Here is a 13,870-nt window from a genome sequence, read left to right as displayed (position 1 = left end):
CCCACCTGAGCCAGCTGCCTCACCAATCAAGGAACGAGGTTGTCGGCCAGCACGGTCAGACCGAGACGAGGCAGACGTGCAGCGTGGGTGCGCAGATGACGCGCCTCAGCCCGCAGCACGGGGGCGAACACACCTTCTCCCGTGCGATGAGAACCCAGCCGGTGGTGGGCCTGGGCGGCGGCCAGCAGCGGCCGGGCCCAGTCCGGGACCGTGTACACGGCACACGACCGGTGCGCGACGCCGTGAACCTTGATGGCAGACACGTCGCCGGTGATATCGACCTCGCGAGTCCAGCGCAGACTGCCGAGACCGACCCGGGTGAAGGCCAGCACGCTCAGCGCCCCGGCAGCGAGCGGATGCGCGAGAGCCGACACGATCGCTGTGCTCTGCCCACCGACGGCGATCGCAGGCACAACGTGCCCCAGATATGCCGCCACGCCGCCACAGTCAGCAGCCGGCCGCCCTCGCCCCGCCGACGCAGGCCCCCGTACCAGCCGCGCAGACGACCGTCTGGAAACCCCCGCCACCGCCGTGACACCAGGCCTGCACGCGATCGGCTCTCCGGGAGAAAAGGACGGACGCGCGGGGATCGGTCCCGGCTCGGCAAGGAGGGCCTCAAAGCTGTCCCTGCCGCGCAGACGGCGCTCCACCCCTCCCAGCACCGGCGGGAGCTTGCACTCCTTGCCCTGCCACAGCAGCGTCAGCTGCACCCCCGTTGTCGTACGCCAGGCAAGCAGCTGGTCGATCCGCCGGGGCGTCAGCAGGTGGACACGGGAAACCAGCACATGGCGTACCGCGGTCGCCTGCGCCCAGGCGGCCGCCGCGCGCCACGCCTCGCCCACCGAGTCCAGCCACCCGTCGGGGGAGTGAGGTCCTGGAGCCAGCCGCTTGCCCAGGGCATACAGCATGTCGTGCGCCAGCGCCGCCGGATGGCCACTGGCCGGCGTCGGATGAACCGTGATGCGGCCCCGGCCGGGGCAGTGCGCAGCGAGCGCGGCCTGCGTGTAGAACAGGTCGTCCTCCTCGTCCACCACCACGGTCACATCGCCATAGCCTGTTGCGATCACCCTGCTCCCATCTCTGCCCATCACGCCCACCGGGCCACCATGCCGCCTACCGCTGTACGGGCGGTCTTCTGCACGACTACCGGCGCCGGCCCGCCACCTGTGGCGGACAGGAGCCGGTAACCAACCCGGCGCTACATGCCGTCGAGCTTGCTGTAGACCCAGTTGACGAGGTCCTGGTTGATCTCGGTTAGTCCCTTCTGCCGCATGCCCCGCATCAGATGCTTGGTGATAGTGGCCCAATTGCGGAAGTTGCCGTGGGCCGCTGCGCGGTCGATACCCAGGATCGTTTTGCGGTCGGTCCCCTCCCAGAGGGAGTGGAACGCCGGGAGAGTGATGACGACCTCGTCCTCGGGCATGCGTGTGAACTTCTGCCAGATGTAGATCCGCGATGCCAGCATCGGCTCGCGCTTGAGGACCTTGTAGCAGTTGTCTCCCCCGGCGAAGATCAGCGCCATGTCGGTGCGCCGGTCATCCCACAGGTGACGCCAGTACTCGAACGAACTGCGTCCCATCCACTGCGCTTCGTCGCACACCAGGACCCGGAACTTCTCCGACAGCGCGTCTTTGAGGAGCGTGTCGAACTCGATTGGGCGGGTGGGCGGTTCACCGGCCAGCGCCAAGGCGCGGAACAGGCCGTGCCGGATGTCGCGGGGGGTGGGGCCCGACCGCAGCTCGAGGCGGTAGGTGATGTCGGGAGCCACTTGCCGCAGGGCGGAGTTCACTGACATCGTCTTGCCGCAACCGGCAGCTCCGTAGGCGACCATCATGCCCTTGTCCTCGATCGTCGCCTTGACGTTGTCGAGGGTCGTCATGAGGGTGTCCGTGGCCACCAGGTGCGCGTTCAGCCGGTGGAAGTGGTCCTCCTTCTCGGAGGGGAGGGTTCCGTAGTAGTCCAGGCTGTCGATCATTCGCCCTCCTCAAGGGGGCTCTCCTCGGGCGGAGGCGGGTCTGCGGGCACCGGCCGGGCCCAGCCGTCAGGGACCGCAGTGTGCGGGATGTAGCCGGGATCAGCACGCCGCAGGGCAGCGGTGGATTCCCCGGCCAGCTCAGCTTCGGCTTCCGCCTCGGTCAGGGCTCCAAGACGCCGGGGAGGGGTGGCCGAGGTGACGGCCTCGTACCGGTCACGCCGCAACCGGGCGGCGGCCTTCAGGTCCGCACGGAGCCGCCGTTCCTTGGCCTTGCGGACATTACGCACGGCACGGACCTGCTCTCGGCTGGCCTGCTCGGCCAGGACAGCACTGCCGAGATAGGTGCCGTCGAGAGCGAAGACCTCGATGGACGCGTCGTGGTGGGGGAGGTGGCGCACCGCGACGCGGTTGCCGCCCATGCCGACCATCCAGGGGCCGATGTAGGCGTGGTTGCGCCACTGCACACCGCGGGTGGTGATGACGCGGGTTTTCCCGTCGTCCTCGAGCCCGAAGTGGGCCAGCTGCTGGGCGGGCACGTCATACAGAGGAGTGGGGTCGGCCCGCCATGCCTCCATGGGGGTGAGACCCTTCAGCTTGTCGGGCTTATGCTCGTAGTTCCACCACCGCACCCACTCCTGCAGCAGCCCCACGAACGCCTCGAAGGTGAGGGCGGGCTCGTCGGGATCCGCGGTGCGCCCTCCGGTGAGCTTCTGCTGGCTGGTGTAGCGCGGCATGGAGACGAACAGCATCTCCTCGACCGAGTCGTTGAGCGCTTCGATGGTGCCCTTCAGATGCGGGCTGTAGGCGGGCAGGTCGACGACCGGCACGGCGAAGGCACCCAACGCCAAGGTCACGGGTGCGCACAGGAACTCCTTGCCGCGGTCCACCCGGACGAGACCGGGCAGCCCGCCGGCCGGTCCGAACGGATCGCTGCGGTCCAGCGCTGTGCGCAGCGCCGCCAGCACCGCGTCCCTGCTGGCCGCATGGGGCGTCACGGCCCAGCCCATGATGACCTTCCTGGCGCAGTCGATGAACCACGTCAGACACGGCTGCATGAGTTCGTCCTCGACCCACACCTTGACGGGCACGCACTTGTGGTCGCCCTCCCATGCCTCGTTGCGGTTTCCGGGCGGCCGCTGCCCGAACACATCGAACGCCCGCCGGGCAGCCTCCCCCCGGGCCAGGCCGGCCCGGTCGCCAGGTGTCAGGTCCCGCCGCAGTGCCTGGTGCAGGGTCGCAAGGGAAGGGACCTCGGGCTGCCGGGGGTCGGTGGCGGCCCGCTGTTTCAGTTCGCGCAGGACAGCCGAGGCGTTGCCTCCCCACAGAGCCAGCAGCCTGCGGATCTCGGGGGTGACAGTGAACCGCGGCCGACGCTTCGCCTCTGTCTGGCCGGTGGCTCGTGCCTCTTTGACCCAGCGCCAGACCGTCCGTTCCGACCGGCCGACGGCGGCGGCAACCAGTCGCACGTGCGCGCTGGTCAGCTGGCCCTGCTGGTCCAGCGCCATCAGCCGTGGCATCGAGGCCAGCCGTCCCGTTCCGGCAGTGAAGACGGGCGTGAGGGCACAGTCTGCGCTGTCCGTCGTGGAATCGCTCACGGTTCTGCTCCCTTCAGACAAGTAAATCAACACAAAAAGGTCAGCGACGTGGTGTGCCAGACCTGGAGGGCGGAAAAGACGGGGTGCTCAGATACGAGTGACCAGATGCGGACCTGCCACAACGCCGTCGCCGCACCAGCAGGCCGTGATGGCAGGCACAACTCCGGACACCGAGCGCCCGCTGACCACAGGCACGCGGCCACGCACCAGACAAGGCGGTGGACGGGGTACCGGCTTGAACCACCAGGCGGGACATGCCTAGCGAACGTCCAAGAGGTGGTTCACACGGCCGACGCCGCCACTGGCACAGGCCCGCTGCCGCGGACGGCAACAGACCTCTTCCGGCACAGTCCCGTGGTCAGCCAGGAGACGCAGAACGCCTCTTACTCCCGGAACAACGGGGAAACTGCGCCAGCGGAGCGGGTGGGCCCTCGAGAGCAGGCCCCGGGCGGCTGCGCCGCCGGGGCCCGCCGGCCTCTACATGGTGTGCAGCATGCGTTGCAGGCCGTCGTGGATGATGCGGGTGCGTTCCTCAGGTGAGAGCCACGTGGCGGTGGAGCCGGTGGCGGATTTCGTGATGTGGAGGATGTCGTCGATGACGTCGGCCACCGGATACATGTGGCTGATGACGACGACTGTCGCGTCCGGGGCCATCTTGCGGCTCAGGACAGACAGCGCCTGGTCCAGGTTCTCGGCGTCCAGTGAGCCGAACCCTTCGTCCAGGAACAGAGTTTTCAGCCGGCCCTGGCCCCGGCTGCGGCTGTTCATCTCGACGAGCGCCAGGGCAAGAGCCAGCGAAGCCTGGAAGGACTCGCCACCGGAGAGGGTTCGAGGATCACGTGCATGACCGATGGCACAGTCCACGATCTCGAACGATCCGGTGAAGGCGTAGCTGCCGCCGGAGATCTGCTCGAGGTTCCGGCTGGCGTGATGGAGCAGTGCATGGGTGCGCTGCTCGACGAGATGGCCGATGAACTTGCCATCCGTCAGCAGCTTGCGCACGCTGCGCCACAACTCGGCCTGCTGCTCCCCGGCCTTGATGGCAGCGTCGAGGGCGTCGGCGTGGGGGATGCGGGAGCGCGCGATCCGCAGGTCGTCCTTGGCCCGCTCATAGGCGGCGTGTGCTTGGTCCGTTTTGTTGATGAGCGGTTTGAGGACGGAAGGGTCGAGCAGATCGCCCTGGGAGGGCACGTAGAACCCCGGGGCGGCGTCCATGGCGTTTTCGGGCTCCGCGCCCTGGCGCACGAGCTCCTTCTCGAACGCCAGGACTTCGTCGCGGGCCTGCTGGGCCTCCTGCCGCAGCGCTTCGGCGAGGTCTCGCCCCCGTGACTCGAGGGACAGCCGGTAGGACTCGACGGCGGCCAGGTCCGCCCCGTCCGGCGCGGCGGGCAGCGTGACGCTCTCGCCCTCGACGAGGCCCGCGGCGTCCTGCGCTGCGTCCGCCCATCGCTCCAGCTGTTTGACGAGCTGACGTGCAGGGGTTTCCACGCTGCGCCGGCGGCGTTCGTCAAGGGCCTGCCGGCTTGCGGTGTGTACGGCCAGTGCCTGCCTGATCCCGTCCCGTTCCTGGGTGATCTTCTCCAGCTGCTCGAGCCGTAGTCCGGCCGCATTGACGGCGGCGGTGATGCCATCAAGCGCAGGCAGCGCATCGGGACCGGTCTGGGCGGGACGGACGGAAGCCGGCAGACCTGCGATCTCCGCCAACATCGCCTGCAGCTCCGAGTCGTACTGCTGCCCGAGCCCCTCCACGCGCTTGCCCTCACGCTGCAGGCGGCCGCGCTGCCGCTTGAGCTCGGTTTTGGCAGCATCGTGTTCGGCCTGCGCCGCCGCCAAGGCGGCCTCGGTGCTCGTGTGGCCGCTACGCGCTTCGCTTTCCGCGTCGAGCAAGGGCTGTACGAGCGTGCTGACCCTTAGGGTGATCCGCTGCCGGCTGACCGGCTCACCTTGGCTGAGCACATCCGCCTCGGTCTTCGCCTGCCCGTGCAGGGCGTCCAGGACCGCGGCCGTTGCGGGGGAGCAGCCCGCCTTGAGCGCACCGGCCAGCTCGCGCACTCCCAGCAGCGCCGTCCGGGTGCGCTGTACGGCCACCTGATGTGCACTGCGGCACTTGCCGACTGTCTCCTGCGCGGCCTTCAACTCCCCGACGGCCTGCGCCTCGGCTACCACCGCCTCCTCGACAGCCTTGCCGGACTTGACGGCCGCGCGTTTGGCGCGCCCCAGCGCCTTGCCGTCCAGTGGGGCAGGGGGTGTGAATCCGTCGGGCAGGGGCCGGGCGCAGACCGTGCAGTCCTCTCCCGGGGCCAGGCCGGAGCCGGCTGTGTGTGCCGCTTCACCGCGCTCGGCTGCAGCCCGATGCTCCCGGGCTGCTGCCAGGGCGCTGCTCAGCTCCTCACGTGTGTCCTCGAGCGCGGAACAGCGCTGGCGGTGCTCCTCGACCGCTTTGAGCGCTGCCTGGTGCAACTGCAACTGAGTGGCCACCGAGGCGGCCTCCTGCAGCGCCTCCCGGACAGCTTCCTGGAGGCGCTCGCGGAGCGCGCCGGCCTGGTCGGCGAAGATTCTGGCACCCGCGGCAGCTTCGGCGAGTTCCGCGTTCGCCATGGCACGATCGGCCAGCGCCTGCCGCGCCTGCGCGTGTTCCCGCTGGTTCTCGGCGTGCTGTTGCTGTTCCTGCTCCCACCGCTGTTGCAAGGTGTCCAGGCTTGCCATCCGGTCAGGCATGCGGGACAGGACCGCGAACGCGCCATGCAGAACAGGCAGGGTGTCCCCTTCCTGCGCGCACGCGGCCAGGGCACTTTGCGCCGTGTCCAGCTGAAGGATCAGCTCACGCCCGGCCGCGTCCTTGGCTGCGATCTCTCCGTCCAGTTCGCGGTCCGTGAGTAAGAGGGAAGCCAGGGTGGCACCTGCGTCAGGCACAGCACGCCCCTTCAGCAGCTGCGCGGCTTTCTCCACGTCACGCAGGTGACGGCAACGGCCGGCGGTGCGGGTCTGGGCCTCACGCAGAACGCTCAGCCGCTCTCCGCGGCTGTGGGCGGTCTTGCGGGTGCGTTCGACGTCCAGCGCCGCCCGCTCTGCAGTGGCCCTGGGGTCCTTCCCGAGATCTCCCCGTGCCGCCCTCGCCTGGAAGATCTGGGGCTCAAGGCGATCCAGACGGGTTTTGGCGTTGTCCCGCACGTGCTCGAGCGAGGTGATGCCGAAGAGATGGCGCAGGATGCCTGTCCGGACGGCCGGAGTCGCCTGCAGCAGGACGGCGTAGTCCCCCTGGCGAGGCATGAACGTGGCGATGAACCCGTCCCGCTCCATCCCAAGCAGGCCCACGATCGCCTTGTTCACCTGCTTCTTGTTGTCGACACGCATGCTCTCGGCGTCCGGGGACACGCGCTCGAGCACCGCCCTGGGCCTCTTATCAGGGTCTTCGTACTCGATGCGCCGGACGCTGTAGAGCCGGTCTCCCAGCTCGAACTCCAGCGACACATGCATGCTGGCAACGCCGCGGCTGATCAACCCGGCAGCCGAACTCGCCCAGGAACTCGTCCCGAACAGGGCGAAAACGATCGCCTCGCGGATGGTGGACTTGCCCTCGCCCGTGTCGCCGAGGACGGCGAGCAGGCCCTTGCCGGTGAAGTCGATGGTGACGACGTGGGTGTAGCTGCGCATCCCCTGGACAGTGAGCTTCCCGATTTTCACGGCTTCTCCGACCAGACGTCTTCCAGGGCGGCGCCAAGCAGCTGTTCGGCCAGGACCGGCGACGGCGTCTCGTCGTCGACCTCGTTGAGCAGCTTGATGAACGCGGCGACCGTGTCGTCCGCGGCGGCACCGGTCACACCTTCCTGCCCGAGGTAGGCGCGGAACGCGTCCGGCAGCTCCAGCTCCTTGCCCGGGTCGACGTTCACAAGGATGTCGGCGGCCGGCTTCAGGTCCAACCGCGGCTTGATGGCGATCGCCTGAGGCACGATCTCGGCGATCTTCTGAGCGAGCCGCACGTCGGGCTCCTCCCCGGAGATCACGGCCCTCAGGAAGGTCCCGTCATACCGGGCGGCGTCGGCTCTGAGTTCGTCGAGGGTCCCCTCGAAGATGTCCAACCTTCTTGCGGCGTGCAAGGAGCGAGGCAGCGGCCGGCCGGGCCGCCCTGGATCGGCGTCGACGATGACAACGCTCTTCTGTTCGCCTGCCTCGCCGAAGTCCATGGCCAGCGGACTGCCCGCGTAGCAGGCCGGAAACGCAGGCCCACGCACGGCCTGGGGGCGGTGAATGTGTCCCAGCGCCGTGTACGACACCTGCGGAAGGTTCTCGGGCGCGACCTCAAAGGACTCGTCCACCTGCCGCTCGCTCTCGGAACGCGTGGCGCCCGTGACGTACACGTGCGCCGCGAAGAACAGCACGTCCCGATCGGGGTCGTATCCCTCGCGCATGGCATCCACGAGCTGCTGCTGCAGACCGCGCAGCCCCTCAGCGTAGTCTGCGTTCGACGTGCTGAGCGCGGGCCTTCGCCAGAACCGGTTCGGGTGCACGAACGGCATGGCGGCCAGGCGGATGCGCTGTTCGCCGCCACACGCATCGAAGGTGAAGACACCTCCCTCCTCGACGGTGCGGAACCGGTCGACGAAGTACAGTCCCCGCCCCACGGACGGGCCGTTGACCATGTCGAGGAAGCGGAAGTACGTGGGGGAGTCGTGGTTGCCGGCCACCACCACGGTCGGTGCGACATCTGCGAGCTGTCTGAGGACCTCCGTGGCGCTGAAGAGGCTCAAGCCCGTGGGACTGGAGGTGTGGAACAGGTCCCCGGTATGGACGATCAGATCCGGCTTGCTTTCCCGGGCGATATCGACGATCTCGGCAAACACAGCCTCGAAATCATCGGTCCGCGGATAACCGTGCAAGGTGTGACCGACATGCCAGTCGGATGTGTGGAGCATTCTGCTCATGCCTGCATGCGCCCTTTCGGAAGCGAGGCGTAGGACGGCACTCGAAGGTGCCTTATGAGTCCGGGACTGTACACCAAAAAACAGGAGAAAAAGGGGAATCGCGGGTACTGCTAGCGTCATGCCATGCATGAGCATCTGGTCGCACTCGAGGAACGCATGCAGCAACTGCGGCACGCGATCCGGCAGGCACTCGCGCAGCGCGAAACCGCTCGGACAGGCATGCTGCACGCGGAGCTGAGACGCACTCAGCAGGCGTGGGAAGTGCTGTGCGGCCTGAGCGCCCCCTCGCCTGACCTGCAGTCCGGGCCTGCTTCGTCCACATCTCCGCACGGCTTGAGCGGCCCGCACCCCGGCGAATGAGACCCCAGGCGCCGGCTATCTGCCGCCCCGTCACGTCCACCCGAACGGATTAACAGGCCCGCCCGCATTCCTCTCCAGAATTCCTTTAAATCGCACACCAGATCGGCATGTCACCCAACAGGAAAGCTCAGTCGATAAAAGCGGGAAGAAAACTGGAAACTGGGGTTGGCTGCTAGCATCCCGGTATGCATGAGCATCTGGTTGCACTCGAGGAACGTATGCAGCAACTGCAGCATGCGGTCCGGCAGGCGCTCACGCAGGGCGACAACGCCCAGCTGGGCACATTGGGCGAGGAGCTGAGGCGCGCCCAACGAGCCTGGGAAGTGCTGTGCGGCCTGGACAGCAACCCCACTCGAGACCAGCAACCAAAGCCCACAACCCCGGAACACCCCCGGGACAACCTGCCCCTGCGCGATCAGGTCCACCAGGCACTCACCCTCCTCACCGTGCCCGCTTCACCCAAACTCCTCAGCCAGGTCCACCAGGCCTTCTTCTCCACCCCCCTGAACACCGCACGCCTCACCACCCTGCGCCGCGACGAGGAACGCTCCTTCCGCTCCGCGCCCTACGCCCGCCCCTACTACATCTGCTCCACTTTGACCTCCGACCTCCTCGCACCCGCCCGCGCTCTCCTCGCCCTGAGCACCTGGTCCCTGGAGCGGCGCATCGTGGGACCACTCACCCAGCGCGTCCACTTCCTCACCGCAGCCCTTCGCCTCACAGACGCCGCCGAACACCTCAGCGGAGAAGCAGAGTTGCCCCAGTCCGTCCAACTGCTCCTTCTGCGCTACAGCCAGAACATCCACGGCTACGACAACCGCAGCGGCACCCTCGACCTGACCGCCCTGCGCCAGGCCGCCGCAACCGAGCTCGATATCCACGCAGACGAAGACGCAGCCACCTGCGCCGCGGCGGCCCAGCGAGCCCGCGAACAACTCGGCGACGCTGAACAGAACTTCGGCAGCACCCTGCGCGTCGTCTCACGCCGGCACCGCACTGCGTGAAACACCCCCACCACCCAAGGCCCGCGCCCACATTCTTCCCAGGGAAACACAGTGAGTTCGCTCCACGCACGACTGAACGTGCTACGCGGCCCCGCCGAACCTCTCCCGCACAGCGCACGAACCCTGGCAGCGCTTACCGCCAATCCCAGATGCGACCGCCGCACCCTGCTCGACGCCGCCGGCATCGACAAACCTGCCCTCGCCACACACCTGGGCCTGCCCCAGCCCATGAAAAAGTCCCGACTCGCCCTCGACCACGGCCTCGCCTTCGAGCGCCAGGTCACCGACCCTGAGCAAGGCGTACTGCTCTCCCTACTCCGCAAAGCCCTGCAACTCCCCCTGCCCCGCGCCTACTACAAGGACATCAACAACCTCCGCCACGGCAACGGCACAGCACCCCTGGGGCTGCGCCGCACCCACACCAGCCAGCTCATCCTTGGCACGGCAGAAGGTAAATCGACACCTCACACCCTGCTCGACCACCCCGTACTCACCCTGAACGTCGCAGGCCGGCAGACATACCTCGAGCCCGATGCAATCGCCCTCCGCCACGACGACGTCTTCCACATCGTCGAAATCAGATCCTTCCCCGTCATCCACGGCCGGGCCGACCCTCTCAAGGCCGCAGTGGCACTGACCCAGGCCGCCGCCTACATCCTCGCCCTGCGAGAACTCCTCACACGCACCCACCGTCCCGCCACCCAAGTCTCCGACACAGTCGTCCTCATCAACCCGCGCAACTTCACCTTCCAGCCCACCGCCACGACCTACAACGCCGCCCCCCAGATCAAAAGCCTCAGCCGGCACCTGACGCGCCTCGACCGCCTGCCCGACCTGCTGGAAACCCTCCCCCCAGACACCACCTGCGACCTGGCCACCAGCCCGGACGGCACACCCACCCGGCCCCGCGACAACCTCATCGCCGCACTCGCCACCATGAAGCCCCACTACACACCCGGCTGCCGCCACCACTGCGATCTCGCCACCCACTGCCGCACCGAGGCACGCAACCGCGGCAGCATCGGAGCCCTGGGAACCACCGTCCGCGACGACCTCGCAGGAATCGACACCCTCCACACAGCCCTAGACCTCGCCGACAACCACGTGCGCGCTATCTCAGACCACGAAGACACCACCCACGCCCTGCGCCACGCACAGCGCATCCACGACGAACTCACAAGAGACAGCACATGAGTCTCCTGGCCTCGCTCCTGCGGGTACGCGCCGCCGCCACCGGTCACGCCCAACCCGCCTGCCGACTGCGCCATCTGCCCCTCAGCCAACGGCCCTTGATGATGATCGTGCTGAACCGTACCGGCCCCACAGCGCGACCACTGACCGTCATGCTGGGCACCGACCCCTACCGGCCCCAGCTCCACACCGCGCCCCCCTCAGGGAACAACACCCCCATGCTCGCCAGCCTGGCGGACACCTTCCTCACCTACATCGACACCTGCCACCGAGCCGGCACCGCCCCCCAGATCCTCGTCCCCAACACCCGAAGCGTGCAGTACCTCAAACACCTCGGCACCGACCTCAGACTGCGCCGCACCGACGACCAGGCACCCCACTCCCAGGCCATCCAACGCCTCGGACACTGGCTCACCTACGCAACCGACCGCGCCGAAGTCACGGGAACATCCGCCCTCATCCCGCTGACCGGCTTCCTCGCCATGCACTGGATCACCGGCCAAAGCCCCCTGGAAGACGAGGACCTCACCACTCTCCTCGCCTGGATCGACCCACCCCGCCACACAGACACAGGACGTGACGCCGCAGCCCAGGCAGAAGACGCCGCCCCCCGCCCGCTCACAGGACCCGCCACCGACGCAGACTTCGACAACGAAGAACTCGCCCCCCTCTTCCACGCCCATACCCAGGCATGGCGCCAGAACCAGGACCAGGCCTCTGTCCTGCAGGAACTCCACCACCTGCTGAACTACCGCATGCAACCCACCTGGGACCGCATGTGGCACGCCTACAGCCTGCTGACCGCCATCCCCGAAGCACCCAGCACCCCAAGCCGCTGGGAACACGAACGCACCGCGTTCACCGAAGAACGCGCCTACCTCGCCCAGGACGGCCGGCCCCGACCGGCCCAGGACCACGTCATCGCAGCCGCCCGCCACCTGACCTGCATGGAACACGCAGCAAGGACCTTCGCCGCCCAACGCGCCGCAGAAGACCCCTTCACCCGCGCAGAACTACGCACCACCGGCGAAGCCTTCGGCGGCCCCGTCACTACCACCGACGAGAGACACACCCAGCCAGGCCCCACCGGACGAACACGATGGCGGCCCAGGTTCACCATCGCGACCCAGGACCCGGTTCTCATGGAACCCGGCCAGCTCCTGGCCAGCCACACCCACCGCAAAGCCCGCTACCGCATCTGCACGATCCAACCCACACAACACGCCACCCTCGTCGAACTCGAGATCACCGCAGGCATGGGCACCGCCAACCGCCCCAACCACAGCGTCCTGCCCGAAGCAGGCGCCCAGCTCCTCTTCACCTGTGCACCCGACCACTACCTCAAGCCCCAACTCCCCGCCCGGGACCAGACCCCCTGGACCCACGGCGGCCCCCCTGTCGGCCCACCAGACAGGGATGAGAAGCAGCCATGACACCCACCGACCAGGACCTGAGCGCACAGGCCGACGAAGCCAGCCGAGCCCTGCTGGAAAGCCTGCCCACCCTCACCCACCGCGGAATCATCGTCCAAGCTCCCCCCGGAGCCGGAAAAACAACCCTCGTCACCCACGCCGCAGACACCCTCACCCAGACCAGCGGCCCCTGCGCGATCGTCGCCCAGACCAACACCCAGGCCGACCACCTCGTCCAGCGGTTCGCCCACCACCCTCACCGGCTGACCACGGGCCGGCTCACCGGAACCGAGTACAACGTTCCCACCGACCTGCAAGAACATCCCCGCGTTCGCATCGCCACCCGCATCGAAGACCTCGAGCGCACCACCGACGTCATCGTCGCCACAGCCATGAAATGGGCCACCGTCACCGGACGCAGATGGCCCTGGGCCGTTGTCGACGAGGCCTACCAGATGCGCTCCGACATGCTCCTGCACACCGCAGGCCTCTTCGACCAGACCCTCTTCGTCGGAGACCCCGGCCAGCTCGCACCCTTCTCCACCGCCGAAACCGACAGCTACACCCACCTGCCGAACGACCCCATGGCCAGCGCCGTCAGCGCCCTGCTCACCTACAACCCCGACGTACCAGTCCACCACCTCCCGGTCTCCTGGCGCCTGCCCCCCTCAGCCGCCCCCCTGATCAGCGACGCCTTCTACACCAGGCCCTTCCACGCAGGAAGCAGCGACAACGACCGCACCCTCACCTTCACCATCACCGGCATGCACACCCTCACCGACCAGACCATCGAGCACGCAGCACGCACCGGATGGGCCCTGCTCGAACTACCCCCGCGCATCACCCACCACCTCGACAACCAAGCCCACCAGACCATCATCGACATCGCCGAACGACTGATCCTCCGCGGCGCCCTCACCACCTGCGAAGCAAACCCCCAAGGACACCTCCTGCAACCCGCGGACATCGCCATCGGCACCACCCACCGCCGCCAGGCCCAGCACATCCGCACCCTCGTCTCCCGCCACCACCCACGTCTCCACGGCATCACCGTCGACACCGCCAACCGCCTGCAGGGCATCGAACGCAAAGTCACCCTCTTCCTGCACCCCCTGTCCGGCCGCGACAGCGCTTCCGCCTTCCACCTGGAGACCGGACGCCTGTGCGTCCTCACCTCACGCCACCGCCACGCCTGCATCGTCGTGGCCCGAGCAGGCATCCCTGAACTTCTTGATGCCCACCCCTCCATCGACCCCGCATACCCCGGCCCCGGCACCACATCTCCCGATGGCTGGCAGGCCCATCACACCGTCCACAAGCACCTTGCTCACCACACCATTCGAGCTTGACCACCGACCCTGCCAAGCGACTACAAGACACTCATTGAGACGTTCGGCAATGGCATGTTCGA

The 13,870-nt window shown here is 67.8% G+C and carries 10 protein-coding genes; 5 read left to right on the top strand and 5 right to left on the bottom strand.

The annotated features are described in order from the left end of the window. Window positions 1-26 precede the first annotated feature (26 nt). The 5 genes from CP977_RS00855 to CP977_RS00835 form a co-directional block, all read right to left on the bottom strand. Window positions 27-1,067, bottom strand: a complete 1,041-nt coding sequence (locus CP977_RS00855) for a hypothetical protein (RefSeq protein ID WP_152369411.1) — start codon at window positions 1,065-1,067, stop codon at window positions 27-29. 131 nt (window positions 1,068-1,198) lie between these two features. Further along, window positions 1,199-1,975 (bottom strand): AAA family ATPase, encoded by a 777-nt coding sequence (locus CP977_RS00850; protein ID WP_152369410.1) that lies wholly within the window; start codon window positions 1,973-1,975, stop codon window positions 1,199-1,201. Beyond that, on the bottom strand, window positions 1,972-3,570 hold the full coding sequence (locus tag CP977_RS00845; protein ID WP_244412624.1) for a Mu transposase C-terminal domain-containing protein: 1,599 nt from the start codon (window positions 3,568-3,570) through the stop codon (window positions 1,972-1,974). The genes CP977_RS00850 and CP977_RS00845 overlap by 4 nt, the downstream gene beginning before the upstream one ends. A 477-nt stretch (window positions 3,571-4,047) precedes the next feature. Further along, window positions 4,048-7,254, bottom strand: coding sequence for an AAA family ATPase (locus tag CP977_RS00840; protein ID WP_280117708.1), 3,207 nt, complete (start codon window positions 7,252-7,254; stop codon window positions 4,048-4,050). Continuing rightward, complete coding sequence (locus tag CP977_RS00835) at window positions 7,251-8,492, bottom strand: metallophosphoesterase family protein (protein WP_167538847.1); 1,242 nt, start codon at window positions 8,490-8,492, stop codon at window positions 7,251-7,253. The genes CP977_RS00840 and CP977_RS00835 overlap by 4 nt, the downstream gene beginning before the upstream one ends. A 123-nt stretch (window positions 8,493-8,615) precedes the next feature. On the opposite strand from CP977_RS00835, the gene CP977_RS33925 reads away from it, so the two are divergent. The 5 genes from CP977_RS33925 (at window position 8,616) to CP977_RS00815 (ending at window position 13,808) form a co-directional block, all read left to right on the top strand. After that, window positions 8,616-8,852 carry a hypothetical protein gene (locus CP977_RS33925; protein WP_167538846.1) on the top strand — a complete coding sequence of 79 codons (237 nt, stop codon included), beginning with the start codon at window positions 8,616-8,618 and terminating at the stop codon, window positions 8,850-8,852. 185 nt (window positions 8,853-9,037) lie between these two features. Further along, a complete protein-coding gene (locus CP977_RS00830; RefSeq protein WP_152369407.1) occupies window positions 9,038-9,856 on the top strand; it encodes a hypothetical protein in 819 nt (272 codons plus the stop codon). Window positions 9,857-9,907: 51 nt separating this feature from the next. Next, a complete protein-coding gene (locus CP977_RS00825; protein ID WP_152369406.1) occupies window positions 9,908-11,050 on the top strand; it encodes a hypothetical protein in 1,143 nt (380 codons plus the stop codon). Beyond that, window positions 11,047-12,480, top strand: coding sequence for a hypothetical protein (locus CP977_RS00820; protein ID WP_152369405.1), 1,434 nt, complete (start codon window positions 11,047-11,049; stop codon window positions 12,478-12,480). Before CP977_RS00825 ends, CP977_RS00820 begins: the two co-directional genes overlap by 4 nt. Continuing rightward, entirely contained in the window at window positions 12,477-13,808 is a 1,332-nt protein-coding gene (locus CP977_RS00815) for an AAA domain-containing protein (RefSeq protein WP_152369404.1), read from the top strand. Before CP977_RS00820 ends, CP977_RS00815 begins: the two co-directional genes overlap by 4 nt. Window positions 13,809-13,870 lie beyond the last annotated feature (62 nt).

The organism is Streptomyces cinereoruber (genome assembly GCF_009299385.1).
Classification (GTDB): Bacteria; Actinomycetota; Actinomycetes; order Streptomycetales; family Streptomycetaceae; genus Streptomyces; species Streptomyces bikiniensis.
This window is presented reverse-complemented; position numbering and strand designations above follow the sequence as displayed.